Below are 19,892 nucleotides of genomic sequence, written 5' to 3'. Positions count from 1 at the left end.
CCGGGCGGGTCCCGCCCCCGCCCCCCCCCACACCCCCCCCACAACCACACTCCGCCTTGGCTACATAGACCCCGGCCGGGGGGGGGGGGCGGGGCACCCCCCCCCCCCCCGCGGCCGTCAGTTCCCGGTCCAGCCCGGGACGGTGGGCAGGACCCGCTCGGCGGCCCGTACGAGGGCGGTGTCGTCGGGCAGTACGTCGTCCTGCCGCCAGATCGAGACCTCGAAGGTGCCCTTGCCGTCGTCCTTGGCGTGCTTCGAGACGAGGACACAGCGCGCCGTGCCGCCGGGTCCCGTGGTGGCCTTCCCGCCGCCGAGGTTGAAGCCGATGGAGATGGTCGGGCTGGAGTAGAGGACCGCGGGGTGCCCCATGATGGTCGTCTTCCGCGCGTCGCCCATCAGGTCGCCCATCTCGGCGACGGTCAGGTCCTCGTACGACGCCGACAGCTTCACGGAGTAGGTGTCCAGCGACACCGTCGCGTCGGGGTCGGCGATCTTCGCGCCGCCGGCGAGGGTGATCCAGTCCCCGCTGCCGCTGGCAGACTCGGCCTGCTCCCCGGGAGTTCCCAGCAGGGCCGGCAGGTCCGGGCGGTTCAGCGCCTTGCACAACCGCGCGCCGGATATGTAGCGGGCCGGGAGGCGGTCGGTCGACTTCGAGCAGGCCGCCGGCTCGCTGGTCATGCTCTTGTGGTGGACGAACTTGCTCTGGGCCCACAGGCCCCCGATGACGACCGCGAACAGCCCCACCGCCGCGATCGCCTGAACCACCGGTCTGCCGTCCTTCTCAGGCGCGCCGATCCCGTCGGTCATGTCCCCCACCCCCGCTGTGCGTCCCCTGTGCGCCCTGGAGCCTAACTGATGTTCACGGGGACGGCACCGGCCGCACACACCCCTCGGTGGCCGCGGATTCCCGTGGGAGTGTTTGATGGCGGGAGCAGGCTGGGTGCCGGAGGAAGCAGAGGTGGGCGGGGTGGCCGACGGACGGGTCGTCGAGGCAGGCGGGGGCGCCCTGGTGGTGCGTCGGGCACCGCGGGAGAGGGCGCGCGCGGCGGTGCTCGTCCTGCACGGCGGCCAGGAGAACGGCCGCCGTCCGGCCCGCCCCTGGCAGCCGGCCGCCCTGCGTATGCGTCCCTTCCTGAGCGCCGCGGCCTCGGTCTCCTCACCCCGTGACGTGCTGATCGGTCAGGTGCGCTACCGCTACCGGGGCTGGAACGACGACGCCGACCCGCTCCAGGACACCCTGCGTGCCCTCGACGAGCTGCGCGGCCGGGCCGGCGACGTGTCCGTGGTGCTGGTCGGCCACTCGATGGGCGGCCGGGCGGCACTGCGCGCCGCGGCCGATCCGTCGGTGCGCGGGGTGCTGGCGCTGGCGCCGTGGTGCCCGCCCGGCGACCCGCTGACCGGCCTCACCGGAACGCGGATCATCGTCCTGCACGGGGACCGGGACCGGGTCACCGAGCCCGCCGACTCGGCCACTTATGTGCGCGGGGCCCGCGAGGCCGGTGCGCAGGCCGGGATGGTGCTGCTCAGGGGCGGCGACCACGCGATGCTCCGCCGCAGCCGTGACTGGCATCGCGCCTCCGCCGCCGCCATCAGGCGGTTGCTGCGGCCCGAACGCGGCCTCGAGGGCTGGACTGCGGAGGCCTGCGAGACGGACGGGCCGCTTCTGCGCTGACCCGTGCCCTGATAAGGTGCCACGCCCCCACGCGGCATCCACCTTGAGGACGGCTGATGTCGATCACGAAGTCGCTCACCACATCACTCAGATTTGTCACGTACCTGACAGTTACGCTGCTGGTTCTCGCATTCTCCGGAACCGCCCCCGCGCCCACCGTGTCGCGCTCCCCCGACCTGGCACCGGCCGCCTCGGCGACCGCCACCTGGCAGCCCCCGCTATCCACCCGGGGCCGCTACATCGTCGACGCCGACGGGAACCGCTTCCGGCTCAAGGCCGCCAACTGGGACGGCGCCCAGGGCTCCTGGACCGGCAGCGGAAGCATCACCGACCCCGCCCAGCACCACGCCGGCCAGGACTCCTACGGCATCCCCCTCGGCCTGGACCGCGCGACGCTCCCCCAGCTCCTCGCCGATTTCCAGGCGCTCGGCATCAACAGCGTCCGGCTCCCCTTCTCGAACGAGATGATCCACACGACGGCCGCCGTACCGGACGCCGCGGTCGCGGCCAATCCGCAGCTGCGCGGAAAGACACCTCTGGAGGTCTACGACGCCGTCGTGGCCGCCCTCACCGGCGCCGGCTTCGCCGTCATCCTCAACAACCACACCAACACGTCCCGTTGGTGCTGCGGCATCGACGGCAACGAGCGCTGGAACAGCAGCCAGTCGACCCAGCAGTGGGCCGACGACTGGGTCTTCATGTCCCGCCGCTACGCCACGAACCCCCGTGTCGTGGGCGCCGACCTCTACAACGAGGTGCGCCGGGACGTGCTCGACGACCCCAACTGGGGCCTGGGCGACGCCCATGACTGGTACGCGGCCGCCCAGCTCGCCGCCGACCGCATCCTCACTGAGGGCAACCCGAACCTCCTCATCGTCATCGAGGGCATCAACTGGACGGGACTGCCGGTCGACGGACTCCCCCACGACCGCCCCACCCTCAAACCGGTCCGCACCCTCTCGAACACCCTGGTGGACGCCCACAAACTCGTCTACTCGGCGCACTTCTACGGCTACACGGGTCCCCGGCACAGCGGCGCCACCGGCATCGGCGAGACCAGCGATCCCCGCTACCAGGACCTGAGCCGCGACGACCTGTACCAGGCCCTCGCCGACGAGGCCTTCTTCGTCACCACCGAGGGCAAGCACTACACCGCCCCCGTATGGGTCAGCGAGTTCGGCATCGGGGCGAACGAGACCGGGACGGCCGCCCGCACCTGGTTCGGCAACATCACCGACTACTTCGCCGACCACGACACCGACTTCGCCTACTGGCCACTGGTCGGCTGGGAGGGCCACGACGACTGGGCGCTGCTGCGCTACGACACCGCCGGGCACCGCTCCGGCCTCCTCGACGGAGGGGACTGGCGGGCCACCGCGTGGGACCACCTGATGAACACCCCGGGCCGCACCGGGTACATCGCGCCGGGGACGACCTGGCGCATGCTGTCCACGGACCACGGCGACCAGGTCGAGTCGCTGCGGGTGCGGACGAACGGCGACTGGGACTCGGGGGCTTCCAAGGCGGTCTGCCCGGACGGGCTGCGGCTCATCGGTCTCGCGCACTCCGGCGGGCGCGGTCTGTGCACCGACGCGACGGCGGGCGACCTGCGGGCCGCGGGCACCGCCCAGACGGTCGTGACCGACGAACGGTACGTTCCGGCGGGCGGCGACTGGGCCTCCGGATACACCAAGTTCCAGTGTCCGGCGGGCCAGTTCGTCATCGGGTACAGCCGGCGCGGTGAGCGGGTGTCGGCGGCGTTGTGCACGCCCGCCGGCCGGACGCTGGGAACCGGTGGCCGGACACTGTGGTTCGACCGGTCCGACAACCGTCCCGCCGACGGCGCGGGCGACGACTACGCGTACGGCGCCTACAAGGGCCAGTGCGCGGCCGACGAGTACCTCGCCGGAATCGCCTTCACGACCAGGGTGGGCAGTACGCCCGGCCCGGCCGCCGTACGGTGTGTCCCGCTCCAGCCCTGAACACCGCCGGTGCGCCGTCCCGGACGGCGCACCGGCAGGCACGGGCCACGCCCCGCCCGGGCTCAGGGCACCCGCGCCAGGCTTCCGCCGGGTGCCGGTGCTGTCAGGTCGTCGTGGTGCGCCGGTGTGCCCGGGTTCTCGGCGGTGGCCGTGAGGATGGCCTGCTGGAGGCGGCGCAGCCGCGGGGAGGGTTCCAGGCCGAGGTCTCTGACGAGGTGGGCGCGCAGCTGCTGGTAGACGTGGAGGGACTCGCTGCGCCGGCCCGAGCGGTACAGGGCCAGCATGAACTGGGCGTGCAGGTTCTCGTGGGAGCGGTAGCGGCTGGTCAGCACGGTGAGTTCGGCCAGGAGTTCGCGGTGCCTGCCGAGGTGCAGATCGGCCTCGATGCGCTGGTCGAGGGCGCACAGCCGGCTCTCCTCCAGCCGCCGTGCCTCCACGGTCAGCTGGGCGCCGGTGTGCACGTCGGCGAAGGGCGGGCCGGTCCACAGGTCCAGCGCCTGGCGCAGGATGCGTGAGGCGCCGGTGTGGTTCTCGTCGTCCATGGCGCGGCAGCCCAGTTCGACCAGCCGCTCGAACTCCGCGGTGTCGCTTTCGCCGCCTCCGGTGGCCAGCAGGTAGGCGCCCGGAAGGGTCGTCAGGACGTCCTTCGCGGACCGCTCCGGCGCGCTTCCGGAGCCGTCTCCTTCGCGCAGTGCCGTCGCGATGAGGTCGCGGAGCTGGAGCACATAGGTCTGCAGGGTGGTGCGGGCGCTGCGCGGCGGGGTGCCCGCCCACAGTTCCTCGACGAGGGTCGCGACGGGCACCACCTGGTCGGCGCGCACCGCGAGCAGAGCCAGTACCTGGCGGGGCTTCGGCGCGGTCGGGACGATCGAGATCCCGTTCTCCCGCACCCTCAGTGCGCCCAGCAGCCCGATGTCCACACGCGTCTCCCTGATCCTCACACCTGACACCCCGCCAGTAGAAAACAGCACGAGCGGTCTGTCAACCGACCCGTCGCTAGGCCGTCTCTAATGAACCGCCGGAGAACGGCCGGAGGACTCCACCCCTCCCCCGAGCTTCCCGAAATGGCCGCGCAGCACTGCCATTTCGGGACTCACGGGGGCGAGCCGACACCACCTCGAACGCGCGACCGGCCATCCGGCCGCCAAGTCACCCGCTTCCGGCGGCCCTCAAGAAACAGACCCTACGGTCGGTTACTTGACTGGGGCTCAGCTCGGCGCTCCCTCCCGGGTGAGCAGGACGACTCCCAGCGCCAGCACCGCCAGCCCGCACCAGGACACGGCAGGCAGGCGCTCACCCAGGACCGCGACCCCCAGGACGGCGGCCACGGCGGGTTCGACCAGGGTCAGGGTCGTCGCGGTCTGGGCGGTGGTGTGCCGCAGGCCGTATCCGAAGAGCCGGTAGCAGAGGAAGGTGGTGACCACCCCGAGGTAGAGGACGACCAGCGCGCCGCGCGCCGTCGGCAGCCACGGCCCGGCGCTCCACAGCACCACGGGCAGCACGAGGACCGCCGCTCCCCCGAACAGCACGCCCATCACGGCGCCGGAGGCGTGTCCACGGGCGATGAGCTCTCCGCCGACCAGGGCGTAGACGGCGTACGACAGACCCGCCGCCGCTGCCAGCAGCACACCGGGCAGGTCGACGGGGGTGCCGGCGCCGGTGAGCCCGGGGCCGAGGACGAGCGCCGCGCAGCCGAGGACGGCCGTGGCGGTCGCGGCCGCCCAGCGGACGGTCGGCCGGGACCGCCGGGTGAGCCAGGCGAGCAGGCCGGCCAGGACGGGGGCACCGCCGAGTGCGACCACGGTGGCCACGGCCACGCCGGTGCGTGCCACGGCGGGATAGAAGGAGAGCGGGTATCCGGCCACCGCGAGGGCGCCCAGGCCGAGCAGTCCGCGTTCGCCGCCGGTGCAGGCCCTGGGCAGGGAGCGGCCGCCGGGTGCGGTCAGGAACAGCAGGAGGCCGCCGAGGACCAGGCCGGCGGCGCCGACGGCGGCGGCCGGTGCTCCGGTGGGGGCGAGTGAGCTTGCGGTCCCCGTGGTGCCCCACAGCACGGCGGCCGTGAGGATCGGCAGCGGCCCGGTGAGCAGGCCGGCGTGGCGGGCACGCGGGTGCGTGAGAGCGCGGCCGGTCAGGGCAGGGGAAGGCTGGGATGAGGTGTCGTTGGGCACAGTCGTGAACTTCCGTCGTCGAATACCGTCTGCGGACTGGTTTCGAAACGGGCGCACGTCACAGTCGCCCGGCCGCCGGGAGGCCCGGGCCGGAGCGTGGATTCAAACCGTCGGTGGGTGCGCCCGGTCAGGCGCAGAGCGGCGGCAGAACGACGTGCCAGTAGGTGTTCACGCGTCGATCGTACACGGGCGGCCGGGCCGCTCCCCTGTGTGACCAGCTCGTACGGCCGACCGGTCCTGTCGGGCCGGTGATCACCAGCAGGCACCCCACGCACGTCAATGACACGGTCGTCGTCGCTTGTCGTATGGTTCGACCAAGTTTTGGCCAACGTGCGTCGATATCGTTTCCCGGTGCCTGCCCGTGGGAGAGACTCACCCGCGGAGGGGGGACGGGCACGGCCGATTCACGCCGGGCGTGCCATCCCGCAGTGTCGCGCCGCCCAGGGGAAGGCGGCGAGCAGACCAGCGGAGGGATGCATGACGCAGTCGCTTCCGGGGCAGCGCCCTGCCCAGGAGCAGGCGTTCGCCGCGCACGGCCGGTCACCGGTCGTCGTGGTCGGTGCCGGGCCGTACGGACTGTCGGTGGCCGCCCACTTACGGGCGGCGGGGACACCGGTCCGTGTCTTCGGTGACGTGATGGGCAGTTGGCGGCACGCCATGGCCACCGGGATGTTCCTGAAATCGACGCCGGCCGCGACCGATCTGTCGGCGCCGGAGCCCGGTGGCCGGCTGGCGGACTTCCGGCGCGAGCACGGCGAGCCGGAGCTGACCGAGCTGACCCCGATCCCGTGCGACGTCTTCGTACGGTACGGGCAGTGGTTCCAGAAGCGGTACGTCGGCGAGGTCGAGCCGGCTCGGGTGACGGCGGTCGAGCGGCCGGCGTCCGGACCCGGCTTCCTGGTCCGGCTGGACGACGGACAGGAGTTGACGGCCTCGGCCGTGGTGGTGGCGACCGGCCTGAACGGACTCGCCCATGTCCCGCAGGAGTTGCGGCAGCTGGTGCCCGAGGGGCCGGACCCCCGGGCGCGGGTGTCGCACACCAGCCAGCACACCGATCTGTCGGTGTACGCGGGGCGGCGGGTGGCCGTCGTCGGCGGTGGCCAGTCGGCGCTGGAGAGTGCCGCGCTGCTGCACGAGGCGGGCGCCGAGGCGCAGGTCCTGGTGCGTGAGCGCAAGGTGCTGTGGGGCATGACCCCGGACCTGGCCCGGCCCTGGGCCCAGCGGCTGGCCAAGCCGGCCTCGCCGCTGGGCACCGGCTGGGTCCTGGCGGCGGTCTGCGCGGCGCCGGGGAGTGTGCGCTGGTGTCCGCCGGCCGCCCGGCTGCTGCTGTTCCGGCGGGCGCTCGGCCCCTCGGGCGGCTGGTGGCTGCGGGACCGGGTCGAGGGGGTCGTGCGCGTGCGCACCTCGCGCCGGGTCACCGGTGCCGCGGTGTCCGGGCCGGCGGTGCGGCTGGACGTCGCCGGTCCCGGCGGGGAGCGCGAGTCCCTCACCGTCGACCATGTGCTGGCGGCCACCGGTTACCGGCTGGACCTGGCCGCCCTGCCGTTCCTGTCCGCGTCGGTGCGGCGCGCCGTGGCGTGCGTGCCGGGTTCGAGGGCGCCCGCGCTGCGCGGGACCTTCGAGTCGTCGGTGCCCGGTCTGTACTTCACCGGCTCGCTCGCGGCACCGATGTTCGGGCCGATGATGCGGTTCGTGGCGGGTACGGAGTTCGCGGCAGGCCGGATCGCCCGGCACATCGGGGCCGCCTGACGGCTCCGGGACGATTCCTGCCCCGGAACCGCATACGGCACGGACGGTTTGCCCGGCCGAACTCCGGTGCCCGCGCGTGCTGTTGACTCTGGGTCAGGAATCGGACCGGGCGGCGCCCACGAACTCGTTGCCGGGCGCCGCCAGTTGGGGCAGCACCAGTGACCAGAACTGTTCCACGTGCTGGGGCGAGATCCGGTCGTGATCCGCCGCGCCGAGCACCTCGAACCCGACCGTCGTGGCGACGATCACCGCGGCGACCCGGTCCGGCGACACTCCGTCGGCCAGGTCCCCCTCGCGCTGCGCCCGCAGCAGCTGTTCGCACACCCAGGCGCGCCACCAGGACCCGAAGTCCGTGCCGTTCTTGCGCGAGGGGTCGACGCTCAGCTTGAGGCCGGCGCGGACGACCGCGTCGGTGGCGCCCGCGGCCAGCAGGTCCCGGGTGACCGTGATCAGCAGACGCAGTGCGGAGGTGGCCGACCGCCGCCGCCCCGCGACCAGTTGCTCGACGGACCGCCGGGCCGCCCCCTCCACCTCGCAGGCGAGCGCGTCCTTGCTGGGAAAGTGGAAGTGCAGCGCGCCGGCGCTCACTCCCGCCCGCCGGATGATCGCGGGCAGCGAGGACAGTGCGTAGCCGTTGTCGGCGAAGTTCTCGGCGGCGGCCAGGACGAGTGCCTGGCGGGTTCGGGCCGCCCTGAGTTGCTTGACCATCGCGTCCCCCTGTTGATCCGGGCGAATCCGGGATTGGACGGTCCGGTTCCCCCTGGGCCTGCAACAATTGCGATCTGAGAACCCTGGCCCAAAGAAAACCAGGCGGATGGTTTGGTCCGAGGCGGGTCAAGCCTCGGCGGTCACCGGTTCTTCCTGCCGCCGGCGTTCGACTTCCTCGACGACCCGGGCACCGCGGTCGGGTGCGGTGTCCAGCCGGATCAGGGCCGCCGGGGTCGCGATGGCCGGCAGTACGTGGTTGTACAGGACGGAGATGCGGTCGTTCAGGTCCGTCCAGTCGGAGAGCGCCTCGGACATGAACTGGGTCCCGATCCAGGCCCCGAGGAAGCACTCCGCGGTCTCGCGGGGATCGACGTGCGGCAGCACCTCGCCGCGCTCCTTCGCCTCCACCAGCTTGCTCGTCACCAGTTCGGTCCAGGCGGGCCAGGCGCTGCCGAACAGCGAACGCCCCTGGAGGTCGGCGGACAGCCGTATCCCGGCGAGCAGGATGACCTCCTTGGGAATCCGGTGGGCCAGCGTCATGCCGATGTCCACCCACTCCTGGAGCTTCAGCTCGCGCGGCACCCAGTAGTCGTCGCTGATCTGGGCGTTGATCACGCCCCGGGCGAGGGATTCCTTGGAGTCGAAATGGAAGTACAGGGCGCCCTTGGTGACTCCGGCCCGCTCAAGGATCTCGGAGATGGTCGCCGCCGTGTACCCGCGCTCGGCGAAGACCGCCGCCGCGGCCTCGACAACAGCACGCCGGGTCCGAATCGCACGCTCCTGACGCGCCATGCGGACCCCCTCCTGGTCAAAACAAAACCGGACGTGACGTACCTTACCCCAATCGGGGGTCGATATTTCGGCCGCGCGGGGCCGATTCCCGGTCGCTCCCACGCCGTCGGCGCGAGGGCGTCGACGCGGGCTCGTCGGGCAGTTCACCAGGCGGTGCGTCCACCGTCCACGGTAAGTGTGGCACCCGTGACGAAGCTCGCCCTGTCACTGCACAGCCAGGCGGCGGCCTCCGCGACCTCCTCCGGGTCGGCGGCGCGGGCCTGCGGGGCGGAACGGTAGGCCCGGGCCTCGTTCTCCGGCGACTTGGCGAACCACTCGTCGATCATCTCGGAGCGGGTCAGGCCCGGGGCGATGGCGTTCACCCGGATGTGGTGCGGGGCGTACTCGACGGCCGCCGCCTTGGTCAGTCCGATCACCGCGTGCTTGGAGGCGATGTACGGCGCGGCCGTCGAGGAGGCGACCAGGCCGCCCACGCTGCTGGTGTTGACGATCGACCCGCCGCCGCTCTCCAGCATGGCCGTGATCTCGTGGCGCAGGCAGTTCCACACGCCCCGCACGTTGGTCTCGGTGACGCGCTCGTAGTCGGCGTCGCCGATGAGGTGCAGGGGGGTCTTCGGCAGGGCGACGCCCGCGTTGTTGAAGGCGGCGTCGAGACGGCCGTACCGCTCGACGACGAACTCGACGGTGCGCCGCACCTCCTCCCCGTCGCGCACGTCCAGGGTGCGGTGGCTCGCCTCGGCTCCCCGGGCGCGCAGTTCGCCGGCGAGCTCGCGCAGCTTGTCGTCGCGGCGGGCGGTGAGGACGACGGTGGCCCCCTGCCGGGCGAACACCCGGGCCGCGGCCGCGCCGATGCCGCTGCTGGCGCCGGTGATGAGGGCGACCCTGCCCGCCAGGACGGCTCCTTCCGCGGCGGTCACCGGGTCGCCTCGGAGACGCCGGTGAGCGAGCCGGCGGCCTGCCAGACGGTGCCGAGTCCGGCCTCGCGGTCGACGGTGCGCAGGAGCTGTTCGTCGATCTCGGCGAGGCCGCCGACCAGGTGCCGGACGCCGAGCTCGCGCATCAGCTCGGGCTGGAAGCCGTGTTCGAAGGTGCTGGGGTGGCCGACGAACGGCACGTCCAGCTCCTTGGCGTGGCCGGCGAACCGGGCCACGTCGTCGATGAAGAGGACCTGGCGGTAGTCGAGGCCGAAGTGGTCCTGGACGATCTCCCGGATGCCGGGGCGGACGGCGTCGGTGCAGATGTAGCGCGGGGCGGTGAACAGCTGCTCCCAAGCGCCGAGATGGCGGCGGAAGTGGTCCTCGTCGAGGCCGCCGTAGCAGACGACGTCGAGGCCCAGGGCGCGCAGCCGGTGCACGAGTTCCTCTGCGCCGTCGAGGGTGTGGACGGGGTGCGTGCGCAGGTAGCGCTCGCGTTCGGCGAAGTAGTCGGCGATGGCCTCCCGCTCGCTCACCCCGGCGCCGGTCTCCTCCAGCAGCACCCGGGCGGCCGCGAGCCGGGACTGCGAGAAGAGCCGTTGTTCCAGCTCCCGGCTGTATGTACCGCCGTACTTGAGGACGAGGCGGTGCAGGACGGGGCTGAAGCTGTCGTTGAGCAGGACGCCGTCGATGTTGACGGCGGCGAGGCGCAGAGTGCGCAGCGCTTCCATCGGGGTCTCCCTCCCACAGGCCGTTCGACAATCATGCAGTGGCTGCCGGGTCTCCCGGGCCCGACCGAAAGAGACCGCAGGACAGGTTTTGGCCGAATCGAACCGGGCTCGTCACCCGCCGATAACCAGCCGTCGACATCTGGCAGTTAGTCCGTTTTTCGCCGTGCCTTCGACTTGATTGAGCGCGAAAATACTTGGCCAAACCACTACCGAGCGGAGTCATGCATGTATCGAGTCGTACCACGCTTGGTGAATCCTTTACCTTGTGGCCGACCCGAGAAAACCGGTAGGTCCGTATCTTATAGGCGTCGAACAGAGCTTCAAGCCAACGAAGAGCGTTCCGACGGGGGGTTGTCGATGAGCCTGTCCGCCAGCGAGATCGGAGTCGGTCTGCCCGCGCTGCCACGGCTGACCACCACGGTTCCCAAGGAGTACGTCCACCGGGCGTCCCTCGCCGAGGTGTTCCTCAGTGGGTGCACCGCCCAGGACGGCGGGCAGCGGTTCTCCCTCACCGGACAGTGGCCGCGCGCCCATACGTTCTTCAACAGCGCCGACGGTTCGAGTCACGATCCGCTGCAGGCGGCAGAGACGTTTCGGCAGGCGGGCATGTTCGTGACCCACGCGGAGCACGAGGTTCCGCTCGGCCATCACTTCGTGCTGTGGTCGCTCAGCTGCCACGCCGATCTGGACCAGTTGCGGATCGACTCCCGCCCGACCGACTTCGACCTCGACGTGACCTGCCCGGACTCCGCACCGCGCGGCAGGGCGTCGGCGCGCCGGATGGACATCGGGTTCGCGCTGCGCAGGGACGGCCGGCCGGTGGCCCACGGTGACGGGCTGTACTCCGTCGTCACGCCCGCCGTCTACGCCCGGCTGCGGGCCAACCGCCCCGAGCGGCAGCCGGTTTCGGGGGGACCGGCCGTCGCCGCCGGCCCGATGCCGCCGGCCGCGGTGGGCCGCACCTCCCCCGCCGACGTGGTGCTGACATCGACGGACACCCCGGACCGCTGGCTGCTGACCCCGGACCTGGACCACCCGATCCTGTTCGACCACGACGGCGACCATCTGCCGGGCATGGTCCTGCTGGAGGCCGCCCGCCAGGCCGCCTGCGCCCGGCTGGCACCCCGCGCGCTGATACCGGCGAGCACGTCCACGACGTTCAACCGGTACGTGGAACTCGACAGCCCCTGCTGGGTCGACGTGACCGGGGTGACACCCGGGAGCGACGACACGGTGACCGTCGAGGTCGTCGGCCGCCAGGACGGCGAGACCGTCTTCACCTCCACCGTCAGGGGACCGCTGGTCCGCTGACCGCCGCGGGACACGGCCGCAGCCGGACCCCGAAACCAGGGCCCGGCCACGGCTACCGCGCTCGTCAGTGACGGTGCCCGAAGTCGCGGTGCCCGTCGGCGTCGCGACCCTGGTCGACATTGCGACGGTCGTCCCCGTCCCGGCCGCGCCCGAACCCGCGGTGGTCGTCGGCGTCACGACGGTGGTCGACGGTGCGCCGGTCGTCCATGTCACGCCGGTGGTCGACGACGTGCCGGTCATCCGCGTCCCGGCCGTGGCCGAAGGCGTGCCGGTCGTCCAGGTCTCGGCGGTGGTGCACACCCCAGGAGGCGGAGTCGACGTAACGCCCGCGGTCGGTGCGCAGGGTGACCGTGTCGGAGTCGTGGTTCAGCACGGAGCGGCGGCGGTCCTGGTACAGGTCCGTCATGGTGTCCCGGCCCTCCCCGGTGTGCACGCGGACCGTGGAGCGGCCCTCCAGCCGGTAGTGACGGAAGATGTAGCTCTGACCGTCGGCGTCCGACAGCGTCCAGCCGCTCAGGTTCACGTCCCGGCGGGAGGTGTTGGTGACGTCCACCCACTCCCGGTTCAGAGCGCGGTTGGAGAAGGCGGCGCGACCCTGTACGTCGTGCTGGACGGCGCTGATGACGACCGCGTCGCGGGGCGCGGCCGCGGCGTGCGGGGCGGCGGCCGCGGCCGGCAGCGCCAGCGCACCCACCAGGGCGGCGGCCACGGCGGTGGCGGAGCCGAGACGACGGGCGGTCACGGAAACGGAAACGGACACGAGGTCTCCCTTTGCAGGGTTCGAGGTGGCGGCCGGTCGGCCGCGCATCCACACCCTGCAACCCGGCCCGATCACCTTCGGGACGCACACGACGCCTATTACACATCCTTCGCTTTCCTATGACTCTCGCATGTAACGTCCATTTATTAGGTGAATGGGCGGATTTGCCCGGCCTTGGCGGCCGATCCGCCCATGAGCAAAGGCCTGTGGCGCCTCCGCCGCACCACCGGCCACAGGGCGAACAGAGCCCTGTTCACCCGAAAGTGAGTAACAGTCACCGCCCGATCGGCCGCCCCGAGGCAGAAGTCGATCTTCCGGGTGTCATGTGGAATTTCCCGACTGGTTGGTAACAAGGGGGGGTCGGGAGAAAGCGTTTGCCGCTACGGTTCGGCATGCCTCATTGGCATGCCCACAACCCTCAGCGCACACCCTCCCCGTAGGAGACACCCCCATGCGCAGACTCGTTGCCTGCCTGGCGGCCGCGGTCGCCGCCCTCGGCGGCCTCACGGCGGCGGCCACTCCGGCCGCGGCGGCCGGGGGCACGTTCAGCGTGCTCACGTACAACGTCGCAGGGCTTCCCGAAGGCCTGTCGAGCGCACCCACTCCGCGCGACACCAGCACCACCGAGATCGGCACGCGGATCGCGCCGTACGACATCGTCAACGTCCAGGAGGACTTCAACTACCACGCGTACCTCTACGCCACCGACACCCACCCCTACCGCACCGCGACCAGCGGTGGCGCGGGCATCGGGAGCGGGCTCAACACCGTCTCGAACTACGCCTGGGACGGCGACGACTTCGAGCGTGTCGGCTGGAACTCCTGCCAGATCGACTCGGGCGACTGCCTCACGCCGAAGGGCTTCACCTTCATGCGCGAGCGGCTCGCCGAGGGCGTCTACGTCGACTTCTACAACCTGCACACCAACGCGGGCACGAACGACGGCGACGAGGCGTCCCGGGCCGACAACCTGAGCCAGCTGACCTCCTTCATCGGCACGCACTCGGCCGGCAACGCGGTCGTGGTCATGGGTGACACCAACACCCGGTACACCCGTTCCGCCGACACCATCGCGGAGTTCGCCTCGAACAACGGGCTCACCGACGCCTGGGTGCAGCTGATCCGCGGCGGCAGCGCACCGGCCAAGGGCAGCGACGCGCTGGTCTGCGACCAGTCCGGGGCGACCGTGCCCAACACCTGCGAGGTCGTGGACAAGGTCCTCTACCGCAGCAGCAAGCTCGTCACCCTGAACGCGACCTCGTACAACAACGAGCACGCGAAGTTCCTCACCTCCGACGGGCTGATGCTCTCCGACCACGACCCGATCACGGTCGGCTTCTCCTGGACGCAGAACGCGAACTTCCAGCTGAGCGACCAGTTCGGCGGTCCGCACGGTGACTACTACCAGGACATCGACAAGGTGGCCGCCGGCGCCCGCGCCACCACCATCTCGCTGCGCACCGGCTCCCGGGTCGACCAGGTCGGCATCACCCTCGCCGACGGTACGACGCTCACCCACGGCGGCACCGGCGGCACCGCGTCCTCACTGACGCTCGGCAGCAGCGAGTACGTGACCACGGCGTACCTGTGCGAGGGCAAGTACAACAACACCACCCGCATCTTCTACGCCAAGTTCACCACCAACCTGGGCCGCACCCTCGCGGGCGGTGCGACCACCTCCGACTGCGTGACCCGCACCGCGCCGTCGGGCTGGCAGATCGCCGGCTTCCACGGCCGCTCCGGCGACGAGCTCGACAAGGTCGGCTTCATCTACACCAAGCGCTGACCCCACCGGGCCGGCCGGCGGACCTCACGGACGGTCCGTCGGCCGGTCGGTGATGATGGTCGTATGCGTATCCGCATCGACGCCACCGACCTGCCCGGACGCTCCTGTCCGGCGCCCGCGGACAGCGGTCTGTCCGGCTACGGCGACATCCATGTGGCCGTGCAGCGCCGGAACCGTCCCGCCGAACTGCTGGACCCGCAGCCCGGTGACGCCGTCGCCGCGACCTGGACCCTGCCCTGCACGGCGGCGGTCGCGGCCGAGGGCGTCGACCTGACGGGGCCTTACATCCAGGGCGGTCCCGGGGGCAGGTTCGTCTATCTGTCCTGGGGGGCCGTGGACGCCGGGGGCGGCTTCCGGATGTTCCGCCGGGCGAAGCTGATGCTCGACGCCGTCCCCGGCGCCGTGGCCCGGGCGGCGGCGCGGGACGGTCTGCTGGTCGGGCGGCTCCGGCTCACCGACGCCTGCGGCATGCCGCTGTGCGCACGGGTCGTACCGCCGGCCGTCGAGTGGAGCGCGGAGAGCGACGGTCGGCCGAGGGCCTCGCGGTAGTCGGCGAGGGCGGTCTCGGTGTCCTTGATCGGTCATCGGCATGCGGTACCGGATGCCGTATCGCTCAGACGGTAAAGCCGCCCGGCCGGTCAGCCGTGGGAGCCGTAGGCGCGCAGCTTGCGGTACAGCGTCGCGCGGCCGATGCCCAGGGCGGCCGCCGCCCGGGCCTTGTTGCCGCCGTGCCGGCGCAGGGCCTCCAGGATGGCGGCGCGTTCCGCGTGTTCCATGGGGCTCAGCGCACGCCCGGCGGGCCCCTCGCGCACGGGATCGGGCAGTTCGGCCCGGCGCACCGGCCCCGTCGTCCGGCGGCGCCGCGCCAGGGACCGTACGACATGCGCGAGTTCGGTGACGTTGCCCGGCCAGGGGTACCGCTCCAGTGCGCGCCGGGCGTCCAGTGACCAGGTGAGCGGGGGCAGCCCGGGCTCCGGTGCCGGGGTCACGGCGGTGAGCAGCTCCCGGATGTCCTCGGGGCGTTCGCGCAGCGCGGGCAGGGTGACCGAGCGGGCGGCGAGGGTGTCGAGGAGCCGCTGGAGGCACGGGCCGGGTGGCGCTCCCGGCGTGTAGGTGACCAGCAGGGGGATGTCCGGGCGGTCTTCGAGCAGGGTGACGAGGGCCGCCACGTCCGGCTGGGCCAGGCGCTCGGCGTGGCGGAGTACGAGGCTGCCGCGCGGGTCGGCGGGCAGGGCGTCGTGCACCTCGCCCTCGGCCGCGTCGAGGACGAGCGGGTCGGGTTCGTCGAGCAACTCGCGGGCCAGGAAGGTCTTTCCGGTGCCCCGCTCGCCGACGAGCAGCAAGGGGGCGCGGGTGGTGGCCAGTTCGGCCGCGCGTTCGGTGGCGTGCCGCCAGGGCACCGACTGTCCGGCCAAGGTGGCCGGCGGCCGTCCGGCGGGAACGGCCGGCTCGCGGTCGTGGGCCGGGCGCAGTACGGCGACGGCGCCGACGGTCTCGCCCCGGTGCCGGACGGGTTCGGCCTCGGCGCCGTAGGGGAGCCGGGTGCCGGGCGTGTCGCGGCACGCCTGCGCGTGCACGGCACGTTCCAGGTCGTCGATGTCCCGGGCCGACAGCAGCCGGCCCGCCGCCTCGTTCACCAGCCGGCTGTGACCGGCGAAGGCCACCACCGGCCGGTCCTGCCCTGCGTCCGCCGCGAGATAGGCGTCCAGCAGGGCCCGCTCCGGCGGCCGGGCGTACGTGCGCAGTTCCGCCTCCACGGCGGCGGCCGCCGCCTCGGCCAGGGCGGCCTGCGGATGCGGCGCGCAGCCGGCGCACAGGGCCGACGCCACGGTGACCGTGCCGGCCGGCCTGCCGTCGCCGGGGGCCCGCAGCGGCACGCTCACCGCGGAGACCTCCTGCCAGACGTCGAGGAAGTGCTCGGGTCCGTGCACCTCGGCACGGTGGCCGGTGCGCAGGGCCAGGGCCGCGCTGTTGGGGCCGACGCGCTGTTCGGAGAGGTCCGGGCAGCGCGTGTCGTACGGGGCGTGCCCGGCGGCCCACAGCACCAGCAGCCGGGCGTCGGTGAGGACGAGGGTGGCGCGCTCGTGGCCGAGCAGCGGGCGCAGCCGCTCCAGCACCGGCCGGGCGGCGTCGAGCAGGGCGGGGTCGGCGGTCCGCGGGGGCCGGGTGGTGAGGGATTCCGCGCCGTCGGGCCGTACGCCGTGGAAGCGGGCGCGCCGCCAGGCGGCGGCGACCTCGTCGGGCACGTCCTCGGACAGCGGGTGTCCGGCGAGGAAGCGGGCGCGGGCCCGGCGCAGTTGGCCCAGGGTGGGAGGGGCCGAGGGGTGCCGCTCGGCCGTGGGGGGATGCTCTGCGGTGGTCATGGCGTCCCTCACCGTACCGGGAACAGTTGAAAGAGCAACGACCGGTCTGCCCCTCCGGGTTCCGCCGTACACCGCGTGTCTCGGATTGAGACACCCATGGCGGCGCGGAACGTTTCATGATCTTGAACGGTCGGTTTCCGCCCTTTCCCCTCCGGAGCGTTCCCCGTGCACACCGATGTCGTGACCGACGTCCTGATCGTGGGCAGCGGCCCGGCCGGCGCCTCCGCCGCGCTGGCCCTGAGCACCTACGGCGTACGGAACATGGTCGTCACCCGTTATGCGAGCCTCGCCGACACCCCGCGCGCCCACATCACCAACCAGCGCACCATGGAGGTCCTGCGCGACCTCGGCGTCGAGCAGGAGGCCCTCGCGAAGGCCACCCCGCAGCACCTGATGGGGAACACCACCTTCTGCACCAGCCTGGCCGGCGAGGAGCTGGGGCGGGTGCGGTCGTGGGGCAACGAGCCGCTGGTGCAGGCGGCGCACGAGCTGGCCAGTCCTACGGTGATGTGTGACATTCCACAGCACCTCATGGAGCCCGTCCTGGTCGACGCGGCCATCGCCCGCGGCACCGTCTTCCGCCACAGCACCGTCTACAAGTCGTTCACGCAGGACGCGGACGGGGTGACCGTCACCGTCGAGGACCGGGTCCGCGGTGACGAGTACACGATCCGGGCCAAGTACCTCATCGGCGCGGACGGCGGGCGCTCGCAGGTGGCCGAGGACGCCGGGCTGCCGATGGGCGGTCAGATGGGCGTCGCGGGCAGCATCAACATCGTCTTCGACGCCGACCTGAGCAAGTACACCGCCCACCGTCCCTCCACCCTGTACTGGGTGCTGGCCCCGGGCGCGACGGTCGGCGGCATCGGCGCGGGCCTGGTGCGCTGTGTCCGCCCGTGGACCGAGTGGCTGATCGTGTGGGGGTACGACGTCACGGCCGGCGCCCCCGACCTGACCACCGAGTACGCGGAGTCGGTCGTCCGCCAGCTGATCGGCGACGACGAGATCCCGGTGACCGTCAAGTCGTCCTCGGCGTGGACGGTGAACGAGATGTACGCCGAGACGTACTCCAGCGGCCGGGTCTTCTGCGCCGGGGACGCCGTGCACCGGCACCCGCCGTCCAACGGGCTCGGCTCGAACACCTCCGTCCAGGACTCCTACAACCTGGCCTGGAAGCTGAAGCTGGTCCTCGACGGCACGGCCGGGCCCCGGCTCCTCGACACGTACACGGCCGAACGCGCGCCCGTCGGCCGGCAGATCGTGACCCGCGCCAACAAGTCGATCGGCGAGACGGCCCCGATCTTCGAGGCGCTCGACGGCCTCACCCCGCAGACCCCCGAGCAGCTCTGGGCCAACATCGCCGCCCGCAAGGACGCCACCGAGGCCGCCGGGAAGCAGCGGGCGCGGCTGCGGGACGCGATCGCCCACAAGGTGTACGAGTTCAACGCGCACGGCGTCGACCTCAACCAGCGCTACTCCGCCGGGAGTTCGACCGCCGTCGTGCCCGACGGCACCCCCGACCCCGGCTTCGCCCGCGACCCCGAGCTGTACCACCAGCCCAGTTCCCGCCCGGGTGCCAAACTCCCGCACGCCTGGATCACTTCGGGCACGCGGACGGTGTCCACCCTGGACACCGTCGGCAAGGGCCGGTTCACCCTGCTGACCGGCATCGGCGGCGAAGGCTGGCTGCGCGCCGCGCGGGCCCGGTCCCTCGACATCGCGACGGTCGTCATCGGCCCCGGCCAGGAGTACGAGGACCCCTACGGCGACTGGGCCCGGCTCAGCGAGGTGTCCGACGCGGGCGCGCTGCTGGTACGCCCCGACGGGTACGTGGCCTTCCGGCACGCGAGCGCCGCCGAGGACGCGGAGGAAGTGCTGGCCCGGGCGCTCGGCCGGATCCTCGGCCGTGACTGACCGATCCCCCCGGGGCCGTGGCAGCGGCGCCCCGGCCGCCGCGGGCCCCAACACTCACGAAAGGTGAACAGCATGGCCCTCGGGCTGCTCAGGCGCCGGTGGTCCAAGGACGCCCCGGCCCGCACCACAGGTCTCACCCTGCCCCTCCCGCCCGGCGCGGGCGGTGTCGCCCGGACCGTCCTGGACCCGGTCGACCAGCCGCTCGGCGGCGCCGAGGTCACGGTCACCGCGCTGGACACCCACCAGGTGGCCGCGCGGGGCACCACCGACCCCTTCGGTTTCTTCATGGCGGCGCTGCCGCCCGGGCGTTACAGCATGCTGATCATCGCCGAGGGGCTGGACCCGCACCGGGAGACGATCGAGATCGTCGCCGACAACTGCCCAGCGCCCGCCGGGATCCGGCTGCAGCCGGCCCGGCAGCTGCCGTTGCCGCCGACCGGCGGCTGGGTCTTCGATCCGCCGCACACCGCGATCCGGTTCATCGCCAAGCATGTGGGCATGGCCCATGTGCACGGCCGTTTCGAGCGGTTCGACGGCGCGATCGACGTCGCCCCGGACATGAGCCGGTCGACGGTCCGGGTGCGCATCGACGCGTCGAGCATCACCACCGGGAACACCACCCGCGACAACCACCTGCGGTCCGGCGACTTCCTGGACGTCGAGCGGTACCCGTACATCGACTTCGTCAGCACGCGCTTCGCCTACCGGGGCGGCAGCAAGTGGACGCTGCTGGGCACCCTGACGATGCACGGTGTCAGCCGCTCGGTGTCGCTCGACACCACCTATCTGGGCACGGTCAACGGCGGGTACGGCGAGGAGCTGCGCTGCGCCGCGCTCGCCACGGCGGAACTGCACCGCGAGGACTACACCCTCAACTGGCGGTCGATGCTGGCCCGCGGCATCGCGGTGGTGGGTCCGACGGTGCAGCTGGAGCTGGACGTCCAGGCGATGTACCGCTCGTCGGACACGCCGACGCCACCGGAGTAAGCGCTGACTGTTCGTCCCGTCGGACGGGTCACCGGGTATCGACCGCCGCCCGATG

General features: G+C 72.2%; 17 protein-coding genes. 8 read left to right on the top strand and 9 right to left on the bottom strand.

Annotated elements, in window-relative coordinates:
- Window positions 1-117: 117 nt before the first annotated feature.
- Window positions 118-807, bottom strand: a complete 690-nt coding sequence (locus tag ACGFZS_RS20870; protein WP_393796353.1) for a DUF6215 domain-containing protein — start codon at window positions 805-807, stop codon at window positions 118-120.
- A 115-nt stretch (window positions 808-922) separates the two neighbouring features.
- Here ACGFZS_RS20870 and ACGFZS_RS20865 point away from each other — a divergent pair, with 115 nt between their 5' ends.
- Window positions 923-1,672, top strand: a complete 750-nt coding sequence (locus ACGFZS_RS20865) for an alpha/beta fold hydrolase (RefSeq protein WP_393796352.1) — start codon at window positions 923-925, stop codon at window positions 1,670-1,672.
- Between the two features lie 56 nt (window positions 1,673-1,728).
- Window positions 1,729-3,654: a glycoside hydrolase family 5 protein gene (locus ACGFZS_RS20860; protein WP_393796351.1), complete on the top strand. Its 1,926-nt coding sequence runs from the start codon at window positions 1,729-1,731 to the stop codon at window positions 3,652-3,654.
- 62 nt (window positions 3,655-3,716) lie between these two features.
- Here ACGFZS_RS20860 and ACGFZS_RS20855 read toward each other — a convergent pair whose 3' ends face one another.
- Window positions 3,717-4,574 (bottom strand): BTAD domain-containing putative transcriptional regulator, encoded by an 858-nt coding sequence (locus ACGFZS_RS20855; RefSeq protein ID WP_393796350.1) that lies wholly within the window; start codon window positions 4,572-4,574, stop codon window positions 3,717-3,719.
- 288 nt (window positions 4,575-4,862) lie between these two features.
- A complete protein-coding gene (locus tag ACGFZS_RS20850) occupies window positions 4,863-5,822 on the bottom strand; it encodes a DMT family transporter (protein ID WP_393796349.1) in 960 nt (319 codons plus the stop codon).
- Window positions 5,823-6,299: 477 nt separating this feature from the next.
- On the opposite strand from ACGFZS_RS20850, the gene ACGFZS_RS20845 reads away from it, so the two are divergent.
- Complete coding sequence (locus ACGFZS_RS20845) at window positions 6,300-7,571, top strand: FAD-dependent oxidoreductase (protein ID WP_393796348.1); 1,272 nt, start codon at window positions 6,300-6,302, stop codon at window positions 7,569-7,571.
- Between the two features lie 93 nt (window positions 7,572-7,664).
- Here the strand turns inward: ACGFZS_RS20845 and ACGFZS_RS20840 are convergent, their stop codons facing one another.
- The 4 genes from ACGFZS_RS20840 to ACGFZS_RS20825 all read right to left on the bottom strand — a co-directional run bounded on the left by ACGFZS_RS20840 (window position 7,665) and on the right by ACGFZS_RS20825 (window position 10,716).
- Window positions 7,665-8,279, bottom strand: coding sequence for a ScbR family autoregulator-binding transcription factor (locus ACGFZS_RS20840; protein WP_393664878.1), 615 nt, complete (start codon window positions 8,277-8,279; stop codon window positions 7,665-7,667).
- Between the two features lie 126 nt (window positions 8,280-8,405).
- Window positions 8,406-9,071 carry a ScbR family autoregulator-binding transcription factor gene (locus ACGFZS_RS20835; RefSeq protein ID WP_393664879.1) on the bottom strand — a complete coding sequence of 222 codons (666 nt, stop codon included), beginning with the start codon at window positions 9,069-9,071 and terminating at the stop codon, window positions 8,406-8,408.
- 143 nt (window positions 9,072-9,214) lie between these two features.
- Window positions 9,215-9,988, bottom strand: a complete 774-nt coding sequence (locus ACGFZS_RS20830; RefSeq protein WP_393796347.1) for an SDR family NAD(P)-dependent oxidoreductase — start codon at window positions 9,986-9,988, stop codon at window positions 9,215-9,217.
- Entirely contained in the window at window positions 9,985-10,716 is a 732-nt protein-coding gene (locus ACGFZS_RS20825) for an HAD family phosphatase (RefSeq protein WP_393796346.1), read from the bottom strand. The genes ACGFZS_RS20830 and ACGFZS_RS20825 overlap by 4 nt, the downstream gene beginning before the upstream one ends.
- A gap of 357 nt (window positions 10,717-11,073) precedes the next feature.
- Here ACGFZS_RS20825 and ACGFZS_RS20820 point away from each other — a divergent pair, with 357 nt between their 5' ends.
- Window positions 11,074-12,027 (top strand): ScbA/BarX family gamma-butyrolactone biosynthesis protein, encoded by a 954-nt coding sequence (locus ACGFZS_RS20820; RefSeq protein ID WP_393796345.1) that lies wholly within the window; start codon window positions 11,074-11,076, stop codon window positions 12,025-12,027.
- A 64-nt stretch (window positions 12,028-12,091) separates the two neighbouring features.
- Here the strand turns inward: ACGFZS_RS20820 and ACGFZS_RS20815 are convergent, their stop codons facing one another.
- Window positions 12,092-12,787: a lamin tail domain-containing protein gene (locus tag ACGFZS_RS20815; RefSeq protein ID WP_393796344.1), complete on the bottom strand. Its 696-nt coding sequence runs from the start codon at window positions 12,785-12,787 to the stop codon at window positions 12,092-12,094.
- A 451-nt stretch (window positions 12,788-13,238) separates the two neighbouring features.
- Between ACGFZS_RS20815 and ACGFZS_RS20810 the strand changes: the two genes are divergently transcribed.
- Both ACGFZS_RS20810 and ACGFZS_RS20805 read left to right on the top strand, forming a co-directional pair.
- Window positions 13,239-14,573: a jacalin-like lectin gene (locus tag ACGFZS_RS20810; RefSeq protein WP_393796343.1), complete on the top strand. Its 1,335-nt coding sequence runs from the start codon at window positions 13,239-13,241 to the stop codon at window positions 14,571-14,573.
- Between the two features lie 63 nt (window positions 14,574-14,636).
- On the top strand, window positions 14,637-15,122 hold the full coding sequence (locus tag ACGFZS_RS20805; protein ID WP_393796342.1) for a DUF5990 family protein: 486 nt from the start codon (window positions 14,637-14,639) through the stop codon (window positions 15,120-15,122).
- A gap of 89 nt (window positions 15,123-15,211) precedes the next feature.
- Here the strand turns inward: ACGFZS_RS20805 and ACGFZS_RS20800 are convergent, their stop codons facing one another.
- Entirely contained in the window at window positions 15,212-16,936 is a 1,725-nt protein-coding gene (locus tag ACGFZS_RS20800; RefSeq protein WP_393796341.1) for a sigma-54-dependent Fis family transcriptional regulator, read from the bottom strand.
- Window positions 16,937-17,101: 165 nt separating this feature from the next.
- Here ACGFZS_RS20800 and ACGFZS_RS20795 point away from each other — a divergent pair, with 165 nt between their 5' ends.
- Together ACGFZS_RS20795 and ACGFZS_RS20790 are read left to right on the top strand one after the other, a co-directional pair.
- Window positions 17,102-18,850: an FAD-dependent oxidoreductase gene (locus ACGFZS_RS20795; RefSeq protein WP_393796340.1), complete on the top strand. Its 1,749-nt coding sequence runs from the start codon at window positions 17,102-17,104 to the stop codon at window positions 18,848-18,850.
- Window positions 18,851-18,922: 72 nt separating this feature from the next.
- A complete protein-coding gene (locus ACGFZS_RS20790; RefSeq protein WP_393796339.1) occupies window positions 18,923-19,837 on the top strand; it encodes a YceI family protein in 915 nt (304 codons plus the stop codon).
- The last annotated feature ends 55 nt before the right edge of the window (window positions 19,838-19,892 follow it).

Source organism: Streptomyces sp. NPDC048288 (assembly GCF_043201555.1).
Lineage (GTDB): Bacteria > Actinomycetota > Actinomycetes > Streptomycetales > Streptomycetaceae > Streptomyces.
Note: the sequence above shows the minus strand (reverse complement) of the source record. Positions and strands in the feature narration are given on the sequence as shown.

Bases quoted from the DNA above. Each gene is read 5' to 3' on its own strand.
- ACGFZS_RS20870 (WP_393796353.1), bottom strand. From the start codon at position 807: ATGACCGACGGGATCGGCGCGCCTGAGAAGGACGGCAGACCGGTGGTT.
- ACGFZS_RS20865 (WP_393796352.1), top strand. From the start codon at position 923: ATGGCGGGAGCAGGCTGGGTGCCGGAGGAAGCAGAGGTGGGCGGGGTG.
- ACGFZS_RS20860 (WP_393796351.1), top strand. From the start codon at position 1,729: ATGTCGATCACGAAGTCGCTCACCACATCACTCAGATTTGTCACGTAC.
- ACGFZS_RS20845 (WP_393796348.1), top strand. From the start codon at position 6,300: ATGACGCAGTCGCTTCCGGGGCAGCGCCCTGCCCAGGAGCAGGCGTTC.
- ACGFZS_RS20840 (WP_393664878.1), bottom strand. From the start codon at position 8,279: ATGGTCAAGCAACTCAGGGCGGCCCGAACCCGCCAGGCACTCGTCCTG.
- ACGFZS_RS20835 (WP_393664879.1), bottom strand. From the start codon at position 9,071: ATGGCGCGTCAGGAGCGTGCGATTCGGACCCGGCGTGCTGTTGTCGAG.
- ACGFZS_RS20825 (WP_393796346.1), bottom strand. From the start codon at position 10,716: ATGGAAGCGCTGCGCACTCTGCGCCTCGCCGCCGTCAACATCGACGGC.
- ACGFZS_RS20820 (WP_393796345.1), top strand. From the start codon at position 11,074: ATGAGCCTGTCCGCCAGCGAGATCGGAGTCGGTCTGCCCGCGCTGCCA.
- ACGFZS_RS20810 (WP_393796343.1), top strand. From the start codon at position 13,239: ATGCGCAGACTCGTTGCCTGCCTGGCGGCCGCGGTCGCCGCCCTCGGC.
- ACGFZS_RS20805 (WP_393796342.1), top strand. From the start codon at position 14,637: ATGCGTATCCGCATCGACGCCACCGACCTGCCCGGACGCTCCTGTCCG.
- ACGFZS_RS20800 (WP_393796341.1), bottom strand. From the start codon at position 16,936: ATGACCACCGCAGAGCATCCCCCCACGGCCGAGCGGCACCCCTCGGCC.
- ACGFZS_RS20790 (WP_393796339.1), top strand. From the start codon at position 18,923: ATGGCCCTCGGGCTGCTCAGGCGCCGGTGGTCCAAGGACGCCCCGGCC.